Annotated in this window: 16 protein-coding genes; 10 read left to right on the top strand and 6 right to left on the bottom strand. The window is 68.1% G+C overall.

What is annotated here, in order from left to right; translation table 11 throughout:
- Positions 1 to 33 precede the first annotated feature (33 nt).
- Positions 34 to 1,011, bottom strand: coding sequence for a glutathione S-transferase family protein (locus tag ASF34_RS13195; RefSeq protein ID WP_056161568.1), 978 nt, complete (start codon positions 1,009 to 1,011; stop codon positions 34 to 36).
- 105 nt (positions 1,012 to 1,116) lie between these two features.
- On the opposite strand from ASF34_RS13195, the gene ASF34_RS13200 reads away from it, so the two are divergent.
- The 4 genes from ASF34_RS13200 to ASF34_RS13215 all read left to right on the top strand — a co-directional run bounded on the left by ASF34_RS13200 (position 1,117) and on the right by ASF34_RS13215 (position 3,796).
- Entirely contained in the window at positions 1,117 to 1,653 is a 537-nt protein-coding gene (locus ASF34_RS13200) for a 2'-5' RNA ligase family protein (RefSeq protein WP_056161570.1), read from the top strand.
- A gap of 35 nt (positions 1,654 to 1,688) precedes the next feature.
- Positions 1,689 to 2,447, top strand: coding sequence for a phosphatase PAP2 family protein (locus ASF34_RS13205; protein ID WP_018045214.1), 759 nt, complete (start codon positions 1,689 to 1,691; stop codon positions 2,445 to 2,447).
- 120 nt (positions 2,448 to 2,567) lie between these two features.
- Positions 2,568 to 3,140, top strand: coding sequence for an RNA pyrophosphohydrolase (locus tag ASF34_RS13210; RefSeq protein ID WP_056140195.1), 573 nt, complete (start codon positions 2,568 to 2,570; stop codon positions 3,138 to 3,140).
- Complete coding sequence (locus tag ASF34_RS13215; protein ID WP_043764871.1) at positions 3,140 to 3,796, top strand: DUF2939 domain-containing protein; 657 nt, start codon at positions 3,140 to 3,142, stop codon at positions 3,794 to 3,796. Before ASF34_RS13210 ends, ASF34_RS13215 begins: the two co-directional genes overlap by 1 nt.
- Before the next feature lie 126 nt (positions 3,797 to 3,922).
- Here the strand turns inward: ASF34_RS13215 and ASF34_RS13220 are convergent, their stop codons facing one another.
- The 3 genes from ASF34_RS13220 to ASF34_RS13230 form a co-directional block, all read right to left on the bottom strand.
- A complete protein-coding gene (locus ASF34_RS13220) occupies positions 3,923 to 5,002 on the bottom strand; it encodes an ROK family protein (RefSeq protein ID WP_056161572.1) in 1,080 nt (359 codons plus the stop codon).
- 152 nt (positions 5,003 to 5,154) lie between these two features.
- Positions 5,155 to 5,538, bottom strand: coding sequence for a hypothetical protein (locus ASF34_RS13225; RefSeq protein ID WP_018045210.1), 384 nt, complete (start codon positions 5,536 to 5,538; stop codon positions 5,155 to 5,157).
- A 39-nt stretch (positions 5,539 to 5,577) separates the two neighbouring features.
- Positions 5,578 to 6,006 (bottom strand): response regulator, encoded by a 429-nt coding sequence (locus ASF34_RS13230; protein WP_056161574.1) that lies wholly within the window; start codon positions 6,004 to 6,006, stop codon positions 5,578 to 5,580.
- A gap of 209 nt (positions 6,007 to 6,215) precedes the next feature.
- Between ASF34_RS13230 and ASF34_RS13235 the strand changes: the two genes are divergently transcribed.
- The 5 genes from ASF34_RS13235 to ASF34_RS13255 all read left to right on the top strand — a co-directional run bounded on the left by ASF34_RS13235 (position 6,216) and on the right by ASF34_RS13255 (position 10,395).
- On the top strand, positions 6,216 to 6,887 hold the full coding sequence (locus ASF34_RS13235) for a YoaK family protein (RefSeq protein ID WP_056161576.1): 672 nt from the start codon (positions 6,216 to 6,218) through the stop codon (positions 6,885 to 6,887).
- A gap of 14 nt (positions 6,888 to 6,901) precedes the next feature.
- Positions 6,902 to 7,909, top strand: coding sequence for a WD40 repeat domain-containing protein (locus ASF34_RS13240; protein ID WP_056161578.1), 1,008 nt, complete (start codon positions 6,902 to 6,904; stop codon positions 7,907 to 7,909).
- A gap of 7 nt (positions 7,910 to 7,916) precedes the next feature.
- Positions 7,917 to 8,183, top strand: coding sequence for a hypothetical protein (locus tag ASF34_RS13245; RefSeq protein WP_018045206.1), 267 nt, complete (start codon positions 7,917 to 7,919; stop codon positions 8,181 to 8,183).
- A 295-nt stretch (positions 8,184 to 8,478) separates the two neighbouring features.
- The gene (locus ASF34_RS13250; RefSeq protein WP_056161580.1) at positions 8,479 to 8,997 is read left to right on the top strand and encodes a DUF2937 family protein; all 519 of its coding nucleotides are present in this window, start codon (positions 8,479 to 8,481) and stop codon (positions 8,995 to 8,997) included.
- Positions 8,998 to 9,123: 126 nt separating this feature from the next.
- Complete coding sequence (locus ASF34_RS13255; RefSeq protein ID WP_056161581.1) at positions 9,124 to 10,395, top strand: hypothetical protein; 1,272 nt, start codon at positions 9,124 to 9,126, stop codon at positions 10,393 to 10,395.
- A 26-nt stretch (positions 10,396 to 10,421) separates the two neighbouring features.
- Here ASF34_RS13255 and ASF34_RS13260 read toward each other — a convergent pair whose 3' ends face one another.
- Both ASF34_RS13260 and ASF34_RS13265 read right to left on the bottom strand, forming a co-directional pair.
- The gene (locus ASF34_RS13260; protein WP_018045203.1) at positions 10,422 to 10,841 is read right to left on the bottom strand and encodes a metallopeptidase family protein; all 420 of its coding nucleotides are present in this window, start codon (positions 10,839 to 10,841) and stop codon (positions 10,422 to 10,424) included.
- Positions 10,838 to 11,566 carry a pyrimidine 5'-nucleotidase gene (locus ASF34_RS13265; RefSeq protein ID WP_056161584.1) on the bottom strand — a complete coding sequence of 243 codons (729 nt, stop codon included), beginning with the start codon at positions 11,564 to 11,566 and terminating at the stop codon, positions 10,838 to 10,840. Before ASF34_RS13265 ends, ASF34_RS13260 begins: the two co-directional genes overlap by 4 nt.
- Positions 11,567 to 12,106: 540 nt before the next feature.
- On the opposite strand from ASF34_RS13265, the gene ASF34_RS13270 reads away from it, so the two are divergent.
- A complete protein-coding gene (locus tag ASF34_RS13270; RefSeq protein ID WP_162240041.1) occupies positions 12,107 to 15,844 on the top strand; it encodes an EAL domain-containing protein in 3,738 nt (1,245 codons plus the stop codon).
- Positions 15,845 to 15,862: the final 18 nt, after the last annotated feature.

The following is a 15,862-nucleotide window of genomic DNA, read 5'->3' on the forward strand; positions in this document are numbered from 1 at the left end:
TCTGTCGAGGGCAATGTCGCGAAGGTCGCGGCCTCATGTTCCGAAGCGTAACGCCCTGTCGTTGGGAGCGTCGAGATCGAGCTCTGGACCTTTCGGCACGATCCCCGTCGGATTCAGGCTCGGATGACTCCCGTAATAGTGCTGCTTGATGTGGATGAGGTTCACCGTGCCGGCGATGCCGGGCAGGGTGTAGAGGTCGCGCAGGTAGTGCGAGAGGTTCGGATAGTCAGCGATCCGGCGCAGGTTGCACTTGAAGTGCCCGACATAGACCGGATCGAACCGCACCAGAGTGGTGAACAGGCGGATGTCGGCCTCGGTCAGCGTCGCGCCGCACAGGTATCGGGCCTTGCCCAGCCGCTCGTCGAGGGAATCGAGTTCGGCGAACAGGGCGTCGAAGGCGTCTTCGTAGGCGTCCTGCGTCGTCGCGAAGCCGGCCTTGTAGACCCCGTTGTTGACGGCATCGTAGACGCGGGCGTTCACCGCATCGATCTCGCCGCGCAGGGCTTCCGGATAGAGGTCGGGTCCGGTGCCGCCGAACGCGTCGTTCAACATGCGGATGATCTCGGACGATTCGTTCGAGACGATAGTGCGGCGCTGCTTGTCCCAGAGGACGGGGACGGTGACGCGACCGGTGAAGTCCGGCACTGCCTTCAGATAGACCTCGTAGAGTCGGTTCGCGCCGTTCACCGTGTCGGGTGTGGCGCCCGGTGAATCGCTAAAGACCCAGCCTTCCGATCCCATATGCGGATCGACCACCGAGACCGTGATCGCCTCCTCCAGCCCCTTCAGCGCGCGCACGATGAGGGCGCGGTGCGCCCAGGGGCAGGAAAGCGAGACGTAGAGGTGATAGCGGCCGGCCTCCCCGCGAAATCCGCCCTCGCCGGACGGGCCAGGCTCGCCGTCGGCGGTGACCCAGTTGCGGAACTTGGCATCTGTTCGCTTGAACCGGCCGCCGGTGTCCTTCGTGTCGTACCAGGTATCCTGCCAGGTGCCGTCGACCAGCAATCCCATCCGTCGTCTCCCACCAGACCCGCCGATAGCGAGATGAGCCATGTGCGGCTTGTCGGAAAGAGCAAAATAGCGGGAACAGGTCTGCATCCGCACGGTTTGCCGGCGATGAGTACCTTGCCCGACGCGCCCACGGCCGATCCGCTGATCCTTACCCTGGAGATGGACCCGGAGCCTTTCTTGCATTTCGACGGGTTGAGACGGCGGCATTTCCCGAAGAAGCTCAACGTCATCCCGGCCCATGCCACACTGTTCCACCACCTGCCGGGCCTGGATGAGGAGGGGATCGCCGCGACCCTTTCCGAACTCACGGCGGAGCGCGAACCGGCGGAGGTCGCCGTCACCGAACTTCACTTCATGGGCCGCGGCGTCGCCTTCGCCCTCGCCTCCGACGCCCTGTCCCGGCTTCGGGACGAGATCGCCCGGCGTTACGCGGATGTTCTGACCGCACAGGACCGGCAGGGATGGCGGCCCCACGTCACCGTCCAGAACAAGGTCGCGCCGGACGTCGCCCGCACCCTGCATCATACGCTGGAGCGTGATTTCGAACCGTTCAGCTTCACCTCGCCGGGGCTGATCCTCTGGCGCTACCTTGGCGGGCCGTGGCAACAGCGGGGACGCTTCGCCTTCGGGCGGCATCGATGATCGAGGGACGACGAACCGATGACGAAGACAGCAGCATGAAGGCGCCGCTCCCGACCTATCTCCAGCATCCGCTGTTCAGCCACGCCACGGCCCTGTGGCTCCGCCTGCGCCTCAACGAGGTCGGCCCCCTCGTGGCGCTGCTGGGCGTGAGCTTCCTCGGCTACGCCTTCTTCTTCCTCGCCGACGAGGTCGGGGAGGGCTCCACCGAAGCGCTCGACCGCAAGATCCTGCTTGCCCTGCGCAACCCCGCCGACCTGTCGGACCCGATCGGGCCCCGCTGGCTCGAGGAGACGATGCGCGACATCACGGGACTCGGCAGCGTCTTCACCATCACCTTCGTGACCCTGAGCGCGGTCGCCTATCTGGCGCTCACCCGGCGGCACCGCATCGCCGCCTTCGTGCTGGGCGCCATCGGCGGGGGATTGCTCGTCTCGACGGTGCTGAAGATGTTCTACCATCGGCCGCGGCCGGATCTCGTCCCCCACGGCATGGACGTGTTCACCGCGAGCTTCCCCAGCGGCCACGCGATGATGTCGGCCATCGCCTACCTTACCCTGGCGACATTGCTGGCCCGTGTGGACCAGAACCGTGCGGTGAAGGTCCTGATCCTCCTTCTCGGTGTCGGGATGACGCTCATCGTTGGGGTGAGCCGGATCTATCTCGGTGTGCACTGGCCGAGCGACGTGCTCGCCGGCTGGTGTATCGGCGCGGCCTGGGCCTCCCTGTGCTGGTTCATGGCGCTGATCCTTCAGCGAAGAGGCGAAGTCGAGTCCCCCGATCCTCCGCCGGGCTGACCTTGCCCGAAGGTTTTGTTGGCAGAGTGAGTCCGGCGGGCGGCGCGAGGGGAACGCTCTTCACGCGATCCCATCGTGAACCGCCCCTTGCCGCATTGCGGCCCATCGCTGCCCTGACCTATGGTCCCGCCGATGAAGCTCACCGTGCCCGAACCCGACCTGCCGTATCGGCCCTGCGTCGGCATCATGCTGATCGCTCCCCGGGGGAGCGTCTTCATTGGCCGTCGCCGTCAGGAGGCGGGGCCGGAGCATGTGCAAGGCGACCGCGCCTGGCAGATGCCGCAGGGTGGGATCGATGAGGGCGAGGATCCTCTCGCGGCGGCCCTGCGGGAACTGCACGAGGAAACCAACGTCTCGGCCGGTTCGGTCGTACTCCTCGGGGAGACACCCGGCTGGCTCGCCTACGATCTGCCGCCCGCCGTACTGAAACAGGCCTGGAAGGGCCGGTATCGCGGACAGACGCAGAAGTGGTTCGCTTTCGGTCTCGTCGGGGACGAGACTGAGATCGACGTGCTTTCACCCGGCGGCGGCTTGCACAAATCCGAGTTCGATGCCTGGCGTTGGGAAGAGATGGACGGGTTGGCCGACCTCATCGTGCCGTTCAAGCGGCCCGTCTACGAGGCCGTGGTCGCCCAGTTCGCAGTCCTTGCCGGGTGGAGCGAGCAGGCGCAGAGGGCTGCCCCATCGCGATGATGCGATTGTGGTGGATCCCCATTTCCCTGATTCTGTCGTGGTTCGTCTACACGCTGACGCCGCTCTGGATGCTCTATGATCTGGCCTCGGCGGTGCAGGCACGGGACGTCGGGTATGTCGAACGGCACGTCAACTTCCGCATCCTGCGCCAATCCATGATCCGTCAGATCTCGGCCGCCGCCTCTCAGCCGAGGGGCGAGGCCGGTGCCGAGGTCGAGCTCTCGCGGGATCGACAGAGGCTGATCGAAGCCGCGGCGGCCCTGGCCGAACCTCTGACCGAATCCCTTGTGACGGCACAGTCGGTCATCGATCTCCTCGATGACGGTATTCCGCAATCCCTCGATATCGGCCTCCGCGGCGGCGATGCCGAGCATAGGAGCGACGTTCCCGCCGGATTGAGGATCGACACGATTTCTCGGCTGATCCCGTACTACCTCTCCTCGGAGATGCGGGGATTCCGCACCCTCGTCATCGCCGTGCCTCCCGAAGCGTCGCGGTCGCAGCGGTTCCGCCTGCGCCTGCGCCTGCGGGGGTGGTCTTGGCGGCTGGTTGAGATCGAACTACCGAGCGACCTGCGTAACCGCATCGCCAGCAAGGTGGCCCGCGTCCGCAATCATCCGGACCAGGATGCGGTACCGCCGCCCACCCCGCCCTGAGCAGCTTTACACCCGACGACCTGCGACACTCCGAAGATTTGAGCGGGGGATGACATCGGGCTCGCGATGCGCGGGAGCCCCTCCAAACCGTGGGGACCGCGCGCTGAAGGTCGCGTGGTCCGACCCTCAATGCACCGTGTCGGGGAGCCGCCGGTTGGTGAAGCGGGCATTGCCGAGGCCGGTGCCGATGGTGAGGACGCCCCATCGCGCGACGCCCGTCATGTCCGACATGGCCGAGAGGCCCTGCACCACGGCATCGTTGTGCATCAGCACCATGGTGTCGTGATCCCCGATGGTGGGAATGGCTTCCACCAGTCGTTCGGCAAGGTTGAAACGACTGCTCTCCCAATCGCCGGGCAGGTTCTGGCCACCGCGTTCGATGGTCCCGTCGGAGGCGATGACGCCGGGGCACCCGACCCCAATGAAGGGCGCGAGTTTCAGGCGCGAGCGCTCCGCCCGCGAGATCAGGTCGTTCAGCATCGCGATCAGGCGTTCGACCGCCTCGTCGCGGCTCGGGGCCGGATCCTCGTCGCGGTGGCGCCAGAGCTCCGAACGCCAGATCTCTGCGCGCGACAGGTCGGCGGCTTTCTTCAGGTTGGTCGTAACGACTCCCGCCCGGATGTTGCTGCCCCCGATATCGACGGCAAGCAGACTGTCGTACCCGGAAAAGATCCAGGACGGCGCCAAGTGGACGGCCCCGATCAGACCTGCCTCGTCCGGGTGGTGACGGATTGGTTCGAGGTTCAGGTTGAGACCGCCGGCACGGAGGATCACGCTGGCGCGGTCGATGGCGAGCCGTCCGGCAAGGCTGTCGCTGAAACCGCCCCCGACGACGATGCTCTGCGTATCGCGCCACCCTTTCTGGCGCAGGAAGCGCCGTACGACGGTGGCGAGCTCCTGCGCGAATTCCTCGATCGCGCCGAAGACCACGCCGGCCGCGAGCGGGGCACCGTCGATCAACAGGTCGTCGAGGCGCCGCTTGCTGAAATCGTGGCTCGGCTTCGTGCCGAGCGGGTCGGGACCGAGCTTGCGCAGCTTTTCGCGCCAATCCTCCACGAGATCGCGGAAGGCCTTCTTCGATACGCGATCACCGATGAAGCCCTCGCCGTTCTTCAACTCGATGTTGTAATCGTCGAGGGTGACCGAGGGCAGGTCGTTCGACGCGTGGGAGAGGCTCGATCCGCGCGTTCCCGTATCCGTGCCCATGCTCGATCGATCCTTTCAGAGTGAGGGAAATGCCGACCGTCGAGATCCGGCCGCACTGGCCCGCCGCGTGGAGTTCGGCATGGCCAGCGATGCAAGCGTTCTCGCCCCGCGAGTGTTCCGTCCGAGACGCGTTCCAGCTTTTGCGAGCGTGGTCACTTCGCCTTGGCGGGGGCGGCCTCGGCGGGGGGAGCCTTCGGCTGGCGGGCTTCCATGAGATCCTCCGCCTTCTCTTCGTCGGTATCGCCGCTCTGCTCGATCGCCTTCTCGGGGTTGGTGGCCAGCGCCTTGATGATCGCGACGAGGCGATCGCATTCGCCCTCGTACTTGTACGTTTCCAGGATGATCGCCGCGTCACGCAGGGTGCGCAGGTCGCGCACCGCCTGCTTGTTGGCGGTTTCGCGAAGCTCGGATTTGCCGGCGATGGCTTCCTCGAGCTTCGCCCCCTTCACGTCGCACGCGGCCTTGGCGTTTCCTGTCGTGTAGGCGCTGAGCGTCGTGGCGCAGAGGACGAGAGCGGTGGCGAGCAGGGTGCGCATGGGGGATGGGGCTCCAGGAGGAATGGGGCGCGGTTGCGCTCAGGCGTAGTGGGGAAGACGGCGCAGGAGGCCGTTGGCGAGGGCGATGAGCTGGCTCGGGCGATAGGGCTTCGGCACGAAGATTGATTCCGCCACCGCATCCGCCTGCGAGAGGCTTCCGCGTCCTCCCGACGTATAAATGACCGGGAGGTTCGGACGCAGGCGCCGCGCCCGGCGGGCAAGGGAGAGGCCATTGGTGTTGCGGGCCAAATCGATATCGGTGAAGAGCAGGTCGACGCGTTCCCGCGCCAGGATGTCTTCGGCCTCCTCGGCGTCCGCGGCGCTGAGGACGCGGTAGCCTTCGTCCATGAGGGCTTCGACGGCCAGTTCGCAAACCATGGCTTCATCCTCCACCACCAGAACGGTTTCGGATCCGCGGACGGAGCCGAAGTTCGGCAACGCGAAGGCAGCGTAAGCGACAGGGATCATGACGCAACTCCAACTCACCCGGGGCGGGACGAGAAGCCCGACGCCGGATCGTCACACCAACGGGAGTGGCGGCCGCGATGTTCGGTCCCGTTCACTCGAATTGCGCGGACTTGGTAAGCAATGCCTTAACCCTACCGAACCGGCCTCGGTCGTCCCGGGACGGAACGGGGCGGCGGGAGCGCGCGCGCTGCCATGAGCCGGAGCCTGTCATGAGCCGGACCTGGCATCTCGGCTTCGGCCTCGTCCTCACGGCGCTGGCCGGCTACGTGGACGCCCTCGGGTTCATCCGGCTGGGCGGCCTCTACACCTCGTTCATGAGCGGCAACACGACCCAGTTCGCCGTGGCGATAGGGCATGACACGCCCCTCCTGGCGATCCTGCCGGCCTTTCTCATCTTCGCCTTCTTCGTGGGAAGCCTGTGTGGGGGCGGGCTCTCGGCCCTGACCCCGGCCCGGTGGAGCACTCCGGTGCTTCTCGGCTTCGAGACCGTCCTAGTATCCGGCGCCTATCTCACCGCGGTGGAGGACCCGAGCCCAGGCCACGCCTCGCTGCTTCTTGCCCTCGCCATGGGCGCGCAGAACGCCGCTCTCGCCCATGTCCAGGGGTTCCGGGCCGGCACCACCTTCGTCACGGGGGCGCTGTTCAGCACCGGGCAGAAGCTCGCTTCGGCGCTCGCGGGGCGCGGACCCCGTTTCGGCTGGGTCGGTGACGGCCTTGTCTGGCTCTCGCTGCTATGCGGTTCCCTGCTCGGGGCGGTCGCCTATGGCCGCCTGGCGTTGTATGCCCTCGCCATTCCCGCCGGCATCGCCGGTTGTCTCACCCTGGTCGCGACGGTCATGACGGTGCTGAAATCGGCGCCGGATTCCGCATCCGCGTCCTGAGAGGTTCTTAGCCGATGAGCGCCAGCGCTCCCTCACTCTTCGATCACGTCGTTCCGTTGGAGGCTGGCGCCCATGTCTCCGGGGCCGTCTGGCTGAAGGACGTCCTGGCCCTGGCGCTGGGCGACGGGGCCGTGATGCTGGTCGGCCCCCACGAGACGCGGCGCGTGGCGGCTCACCCGGATGCCGGCATCCTGGTGGCCTCGGGTGACGGACGGCGGATCGTGACGGGCGGCGACGACGGACGCATCGTGGCCGTCGCGGCCGATGGCGACATGACGGAGGTGGCCGCCGCCAAGGGCGGGGCCTGGATCGACGCCCTGGCGCTCCATTCCGATGGCGCCATCGCCTATGCCGCCGGCCGCAACGTCGTCGCCCGCGATGCCAAGGGCCGGGAGAAGGTCTTCGCCGCGCCCACCACGGCGCGGGGGCTCGCTTTCGCGCCCAAGGGCTACCGCCTCGCCGTGGCGCATTACAACGGCGCCACCCTCTGGTACCCGAATCTCGAGACCGCTCCCGATTTCGTGGAATGGAAGGGCTCGCATCTCGACGTGACCTGGTCGCCGGACGGCCGCTTCGTCGTGACGACGATGCAGGAGAACTCGCTCCACGGCTGGCGTCTCCAGCCCGACCGGGGCCACATGCGGATGTCGGGCTATCCCGGCAAGGTCCGCTCGGTGAGCTGGTCGGGGGACGGCAACTGGCTCGCCACCAGCGGCGCGGAGGCGGCCATCATCTGGCCGTTCGATTCGAAGGAAGGCCCCACCGGCAAGGCGCCGCGCGAATGCGGCATCCGCCCGGCCCGCGTCACGCGGGTGGCGTTCCACCCCAAGGCCCTGGTCCTCGCCATCGGCTACGAGGACGGCTGCATCCTGCTCGTGCGCTTCGCCGATGCCTCGGAACTGCTGGTCCGGCCCGCCACCAAGGGCGGAGCGGTCTCCGCCCTGGCCTGGGACGGGCGCGGCGGCCGGCTCGCCTTCGGCTGCGCCGGTGGCATGGCCGGCATCCTGACGCTGCCGGGTTGAGGCGGCCATGGCGCTCCTCGGCTTCGGACGCCGGCGCGACCCGGCCGACGATACCGCGCGTCGCCGGGTCGAAGAGTGGGTCCGCGACCTCGTCGAGCCCGGGACCGTGGTGAAGGTCAACGAGATCCTGTGCCCGGACCCTTCCTGTCCCGGCCTGGAGACGATCGTCCTCGTCATGAGGCCGGGGCGGAAGACGCAGGCCGCGAAGGTGGCCAAACCCCTGGCCGAGGTGACGCGGGCGGAGGTGGAAGCCGCCTTGGCGGACCTCCCCTGACCGTTCGGGAACCGCCACGGAGCGGCCCCTTCGTGCGCCATCCGACCGTTCGGGAACCGCCACGGAGCGGCCCTTTCGTGCGCCATCCGACCGTTCGGAACCGCCACGGAGCGGCCCTTCCGTGCGCCTCCCGACCGTTCGGGAATCGCCACGGAACCGCCACGGAACCGCCCTTTCGTGCGCCATCCGACCGTTCGGGAACCGCCACGGAGCGGCCCCTTCGTGCGCCATCCGGCCGTTCGGGAACCGCCACGCGGCTCGGCCTTTTGTCTGACGACGTCATGAGGGATGAATCGTGCTGCGTGTGATCCGGACCCTTGGCCTCGCCCTCGGCATCCTCGGCGGCATCGTCGCCGCCCAGGGGCCCGAATTCGCGCAGCAATACGCGCAGCGGCTCGGGGGCACCCTCGACGAGTTGCGACGCTCCATCGCCGCCCTCGACGCGGACGCCGCCGCGAGCGGGACCAACCGGCAGGGGGCCGTCGAGCGCCTGCGCGGGAACGGCGACGCCCTGGTGGCTCGTCGCGGGGAAGCGGCCCGCGCCGATATCGAGCGCCTGCAGCGTCTCGACGCGCAGAAGCAGGCCCTCACCGAGGCGGGCGGCCCCATGGGCCGTTTCGCCGCGCTGCTGCGCGACCCCGACATGGCGCTGGCCCGCGCCACCTACCAGGATTACGTGCCCGCGGTCCCGGCGAACGCCGACGGGATCATCGCCGGATTCCTCGGCTTCCTGGCGACCTGGGCGGGTTGGCGGGTGCTGACGGATGTCGGTCGGCGGCTGGTTCCGAGGCGGCGGCAACCGAAGGCCGCGTGAAGGCAGGCGGCGGAGGACGCACGGGTGTTGCACGACATCTACAGCGCGCACCGCCTCCCTGCACTACGACTCGAGCGGTAGCGCACGGGCGGACTCGTGGCGCCGTCGAACGGCTGCAATCGCACCATGGCCCGCGCGCCCACCTCTCGACCGTCCATCGATCCGGCCCTCGACGCGGCGGCCCTGCTCCGGCGCGTGGGGTTCTTCGGCCTGTTCGTCCTGCTTCCCGTGGCGGCCCAGGTGGCCCGGCGCGCCACCGTGATCCTGGCGCCCATCGCCATCGCGCTCATCGTCATCGCCAGCGCCATCGACGGCAAGCAACGGCCGCTCCGGGTGACGGCGACCCGGATGCTGACGTCCACGGCCTTCCTGGCGGGGGGGCTGGTCATCCTCTGGTCGGCCCTGTCCCTGGTCTGGACGCCGTTCCTCGGACCGGCGACGGAGCGCCTTCTGAATCTCACGGCCACCATCCTGATGACCCTGGCCGCCTATCTCGCGCTGCCGGACCGGATGCGCTCGGCCAACCTCTACCTGCTGCCGCTGGGCGTCATCGCCGCGTCCATCGTCTCCATCGTGTTCGGGCTGTTCGGCGACACGCTCCTGCGCACCATGCCCGAGGACCAGAGTTCGGTGGATCGCGGGCTGACGGTCCTCGCCCTGCTGGTCTGGCCCTCCGTGGCGTGGCTGCGCTCGCGCGGGCGTGACCTGGAGGCCCTCGGCACCGCCATCCTCGTGGCCCTGGCCCTCTCGATCTCGCCGAACATCACCCAGATCCTGGCGCTCGCCGTCGGCGCGGTGGCGTTCGCCCTCACGACCTATCGCCCCCTCGTCGGCGTGCGCGCTGTTGCCCTCGTCTGCGGCGGCCTGCTGGTGAGCGCGCCGTTCCTGCCCTTCCTCGCCCGGCCCATCGGCATCGTCGCTTTGGGGCCGACGGCGCCCAATGTCCTCACCATCAAGGCGTGGCAGAAAGTGGTGACCACCGAGCCGGTCCGCCTCGTGACCGGACACGGGTTCGAGACCGCCTCGCGCGGCCGGTTCGTGAACCTGCTGCCCGGCAACGCCCCCACCACGATGCTGTTCGAACTCTGGTACGAACTCGGGATCGTGGGCGCCTTCGCCGCGGCCTTCGCCCTCCACGCGGCGATCCGCCATAGCGGCCGCTCGGCCACCGCCACCGCCCCCGGCGCGATCGCACCCGGAGCGATGGCGGTCTTCGCCAGCGCCTTCACCATCGCCTGTATCGGCGTCGGCCTCACGGTGATCTGGTGGGTGACGACGCTGACCGTCACGGTGCTCGTCTTCATCGCCGTGGAGCGCGGGCAGTTCCGCACCCGTCGCCCGAAGGCCAGCCTGCTCAGACCTCGCGCCGTGAGTCCGCGTCCCGCCAACGACGATTGACGGAACCGGGCGGGCTCATCCGGACCTCACTCGTCCGCCGCCGCCTCGATGGCGGCCATGTCGTCGTCGGACAGGCCCATATGGTGGCCGATCTCGTGGACGAGGACATGGGTGACGAGATGGCCGAGGGTCTCCTCGTGCTCGGCCCAATAATCGAGCAGCGGCCTGCGGTAGAGCCAGACCCGGTTGTGCCACTGCCCGGTCGCCACCTCGCCACCCTGCGCCAGGCCGACGCCCCGGAACAGGCCGAGCAGGTCGAACTCGCTCTCGCACTCCATCTCGCGGAGCGTGGCGTCGTCGGGAAAATCCTCCACGTGGATCGTCACGCCCTCGCACAGGGCGAGGAACTCCGGCGGCAGGCGGGCGAGGGCATCGCGTGCCAGGATCTCCACGTCGTCGAGGGACGGCGCCTGGAGATCGGCCCAATTCCGGGCGGGAGCGTTCATCGGAGGACCGGGAGGACCCGCTCGCCCAGGAACGCGGCGAGATCGTTGGTGATGTGGTCGATATGCGGCTCCTTCACCGCCTCCTGCTCGAAGGCCTCGCGGAACGGATCGATGGTGCGGGGCACGACGAGGACCGTCGCCATTCCGAACTCGTGGGGCACGACGAGATTGCGGGCGATGTCCTCGAACAGGGCCGACCGGCGTGGATCGACATCGTGCCGAACGAGGAAGCGCTCGTAGGTGGAGCGCTCGGGTTTCGGGACGAAGTCGGCGGCGGCGATGTCGAACACGTCCTCGAAATGGTCGAGGATGCCGAGCTTGGCGGCCACGTTCTCGGCATGGCGCCGGGAGCCGTTGGTGAGGATCAGCTTGCGGCCGGGCAACTGCTCGATGGCGTCGCCCAGGGCCGCGTCGAGGCGGATCGTGGAATGGTCGATGTCGTGGGCGAAATCGAGGAAATGATAGGGGTCGACATTCTCCTCCACCATCAGCGCCTTCAGGGTGGTGCCGTAGCGGTGGTAGAAATGCTTCTGCAGCGCCCGTGCCGAGATCCCGTCCAGGCCGTAGAGCTGCATGACGTACAGGGTGATCCGCTCGTCGACCTGCGGCCAGACGAGGGCGTCGCTGGGATAGAGCGTGTTGTCGAGATCGAACACCCAGGTGTCGACGCTCGAGAAGCCACGGGAGCCCGCGCTGGAGAGATGGCTTTCGCCGGGAAGGAACAAGGTGGCTGAACGGGGTTCGAGGCGGCGGGAACGGTGCAGGACCGGATGCGATGGACAACGGTTACGATGAAATTGCGCCCTGCGAAAGGAAGCTCGGCCATTCGCTCGGGGCAATCGCTCGAAGCGCCCGCCTCGGTTGTCGCGCTGGCCTCGGTCGTCGGCGCCCGCCTGCGCGGGCTCAGGCTTTCGCTTCGCCGCGCGGCTCACACGGCCGCGAGCGATCGGCCCTGGCCAATTCCATCCCTCCGGATGACAAAGCCGCCGTTTCGCGTTTCCGTGCCGCATCGGCCGAATGACGGTGGTGGTTCGAAGGAAAGAGTAGGACTATCGCAACGTTGATCAGCGTAATGTACATCGCGAACGTCCATGACGCAGCGTCGATCGACGCCATCGGCAGGACGGATAACGTCGGCTTGCTTTCCTGGATGGTGCGACGTGCAAGATCGGGCACACGACCGAGGCGACGGGGAACGGAAGGATGCCATCGAGGCGGATTCCACGTACCCCGGCGATTGTGATCCGGAGCCACATCTCGACGCCGTGTGCCGCACCGCGTCGGCCCTGTTCCGCGTTCCCATCGTCCTCGTCCCCCTCGTCGATACCGAATTTCCCGCGCTGAAGGCGGGATCGGGTGCCGCGGGGGCGATGCCGGGTTGGTCCGATGCGTTCGCGGGGCAGGCCATCGCCGGCGAATCCGACGGGCCGGTGGTGATCCGCGATCTCCTCGCCGACCCTAGATTTGCCGACCATCCCCTGGTGACGGGTGGGCTCCGGGCCCGGTTCTACGCGGGCGTGCCCCTCACGCTCCGATCCGGGCACAGGACCGGCACGATGTGCCTGATCGACACCGTCCCGCGTCCGGACTTCACCGACGAACACCTGGTCCAGCTCGAGGATCTCGCCCTCATCGTCACTGGGCACCTTCGCCTTCACCTAGCCAATGCCGAGCGCGAGGCGGAGCTGCGAGAGCGCCTGCGCGTCACAACCATCCTCACCCGCCGCGAAGCCCATCTCGAAGCGGCCCTGGCATCTCAGCGCATGGCCGAGGAGATCGCGGGTTTCGGACATTGGCGCATCGACGTGGCCGAAGCCTGCGTCGAATGGTCGGCGGGGATGGCGCGGATCCATGGCCGCGCGCCCGCCGATCTCGCGCGCATCCCCCTCGACGACCATCTGGCCTTCTACCATCCCCAGGACCGGGAGCGCGTCCGCTGGCATCTCGACGACACCGTGGCCGGGTCGGGGGCATTCGCGCGCGACACTTACGAGCATCGGTCGCGGATCGTCCGACCCGGTGGGGAATGCCGGGTGGTCGCCGAGCGTGGAATCGTCGAGCGTGACCCGGACGGGAGCATCCGGGCCATCTCCGGGATCTGCCTCGACGTCACCGAACTGGCCCGATCGGACCAGCACCTGCGCGAGACGACGGATCTCCTGCGCGTCACCCTGGAGAGCATCGACGAAGGCCTCGTCATGGTCGATGCGGACGACCGGGTCAGGGTCCATAACGAGCGCCTGAACCTGCTTCTCGACCTGCCCCGGGACATGCTCCACGACGGAGCCCCCTTCGACGACCTCCGCCGCCACATCGCCGAACGGGACGGTTCGCTGCCGGCGACCCTGGACAGGCGGGTCCGTGACGGGAACCGCGATCACGGCGAAGCCGGCGCCAGCGGCGAGCACCTGCAACGGGATGGGACCCTCCTCGAACTCTGCGGGGTGTCGCTGGCCGACGGCAGCACCGTCTATACCTTCGCCGACATCACCGCCCGGCACAGGGCCGAACGCTCGCTTCGCGAGAGCGAGGCGTCCTACCGCCTGCTCGCCGACTTCCTGCCCCAGATGGTCTGGATCACGAACGACCGCGGCGACACCACTTACTGCAACCGCCATTTCGGGCGCTATTTCGAGCGGCCGCTCTTCTCCCTCAAGGAGCGGGTCGAGGCCTGTCACCCGGACGATCGCAGCCGCATCCGCGGCGATGTCGGCGACCGCCACAAGGCATGGCAGGACTACGATTTCGAGGTTCGCATCCGCCGCGCCGATGGCGTCTACCGCTGGCACAAGGTCAGCAAGCGCCCGATCCGCCTCCTCGACGGCCAGCCCGGATGGCTCGCGACGGCCTTGGATATCGACGACATCATCACCGCCAGGATCGCGCTGGAACGCACCGGCGACCTGCTGCGCCTCGCCCAGGACGCGGCGGAGGCGGGGGTCTGGGAATGGGACGTGGCCTCGGGCTGGATCTGGCAGTCCCAGGAAAGCGCACGGATGCAGGGATTGCCCCTCGATGGGGCGGATCCGGCCGCCGGCCTCGTGATGACCATGACGGAGTGGGAGCAAAACCTTCCGGCCGAGGACCTGGTTCGGGTCCGGGCGGAGGCGAGCCGGGCCATCGCGACACGCACCAACCACAAGGTGGAATTTCGCGTCCTGCACCCGTCGACCGGCGAATGCCGCTGGTTCCAGGGATTCGGCCAGGCCGTCCTCGACCCGGAGACGGGCGAGGTCTGCCGCTTCGTCGGCATGAATCTCCACATCACGGCCAGCAAGGAGGTGGAGGAGGCGTTCAGGGCGAGCGACGCGCGCCTGCGCCTGAGCGAGGAACGGCTGGCCCTGGCCCTCGACAGCGGCAGGGACGGCCTATGGGACGCCGACCTCCAAACCGGCGAGGTCTGGTTCTCCGACCGGGCTCAGAGCATGCTCGGCTACGCGCCCGGCGAGTTCGGCCGGTCCTTCGCCTATGTCGGGTCCCTGATCCATCCGGACGACATCGACGGTTGCCGGCTGGCGGCCGTCGCGCATTTCCACGGCCAGCAGCCGGCCTTCGAGATCGAGCTCCGGGTCCGCACGAAGGCGGGGGGCTACATCTGGCTCCTCGCCCGCGGCAAGGTCGTGACCCGCGCCCCGGACGGCACACCGATCCGCTTCGTCGGAACCCATATCGACATCACGGCCCGCAAGGAGGCAGACCAGCGGATCGCCCATCTCGCCTGCCACGACGCCCTCACCGGGCTGCCCAACCGGTCGATGTTCCACGAGCGCCTGGATCAGGCCCTCGGCTCGGTGCGGAACGGCGGTCGCCCGATGGCGGTGCTCTGTCTCGATCTCGACCGGTTCAAGGCGATTAACGACACGTTCGGACATCTGGCGGGCGACATCCTGTTGAAGCTCGTCGCCGAACGCCTGCGCGAGGTCTTGCGGCCGTGCGATGTCGTCTCCCGCCTCGGCGGCGACGAGTTCGGCATCATTCTGGTCAATCTCGGGGGGAAGGACGAGGCGGTCGAGGTCGCCCGCAGGGTGATCGACGCCATCGCGCTGCCGGTGAAGCTCAACGGCCACCTGGCCAATATCGGGATCAGCATCGGCATCGCCCATGCCCCCTCGGACGGACTCGAGGCCGATCCCCTCCTGAGGCATGCCGACCTCGCGCTCTACCGGGCGAAGGCCGCCGGGCGGAACACCGCCCGCGTCTACGAAGCCAGCATGGACGCGGCGATCGAGGAGCGCATCCAGCTCGAATTCGAGCTGCGCGAGGCCATCCTGGGCCGCGACCTGACCCTGCACTACCAGCCGGTGGTCGACCTCGCGACGGACAGCGTGAGCGGCGTCGAAGCGCTGATGCGCTGGCCCCATCCCACCCGCGGGATGATCCCACCCTCGACCTTCGTGGAGATCGCCGAGGAAACCGGCCTGATCGTCGAACTCGGGAACTGGGCCCTGCGCGAAGCCTGCCGCGAGGCCGCGTCCTGGACGCATTCCGCCCGGATCGCGGTCAACGTCTCGGCGATGCAGTTTCGCGAGCCGGGCCTCGAGGAATGCGTGATCATGGCCCTGTCGGCGTCGGGCCTCGCGGCGGACAGGCTGGAGCTCGAAATCACCGAGAGCGTCCTCATCCAGGATACCGAGGCGGTGATCGCCTGCCTGCACCGCCTGCGCTACCTCGGCGTCCGTATCGCCCTCGACGATTTCGGGACCGGCTACTCCTCCCTGAGCTACCTGCGGCAGTTCCCGTTCGACAAGATCAAGATCGACCGCTCCTTCATCCGTGAGATCGCCGACCCGGACACCGCCGCCATCGTGCGCGCCATCGTGGGGCTCGGCGAGAGACGCGGAACGACGATCACGGCGGAGGGCGTCGAGACACGGGCGCAGCTCGATCTCGTGCGGGCGGAGGGATGCAACGAGGTCCAGGGCTTCTTCTTCAGCAAGCCCGTTCCCGCACGGGACTTGTCCGGCGTCGTCGCCAGGCTGTCGCGCGCCGAGAGGGCGGCCTGACGCGACGGGACGGCGCGG

The organism is Methylobacterium sp. Leaf106, from assembly GCF_001422895.1.
Taxonomy (GTDB): domain Bacteria; phylum Pseudomonadota; class Alphaproteobacteria; order Rhizobiales; family Beijerinckiaceae; genus Methylobacterium; species Methylobacterium bullatum.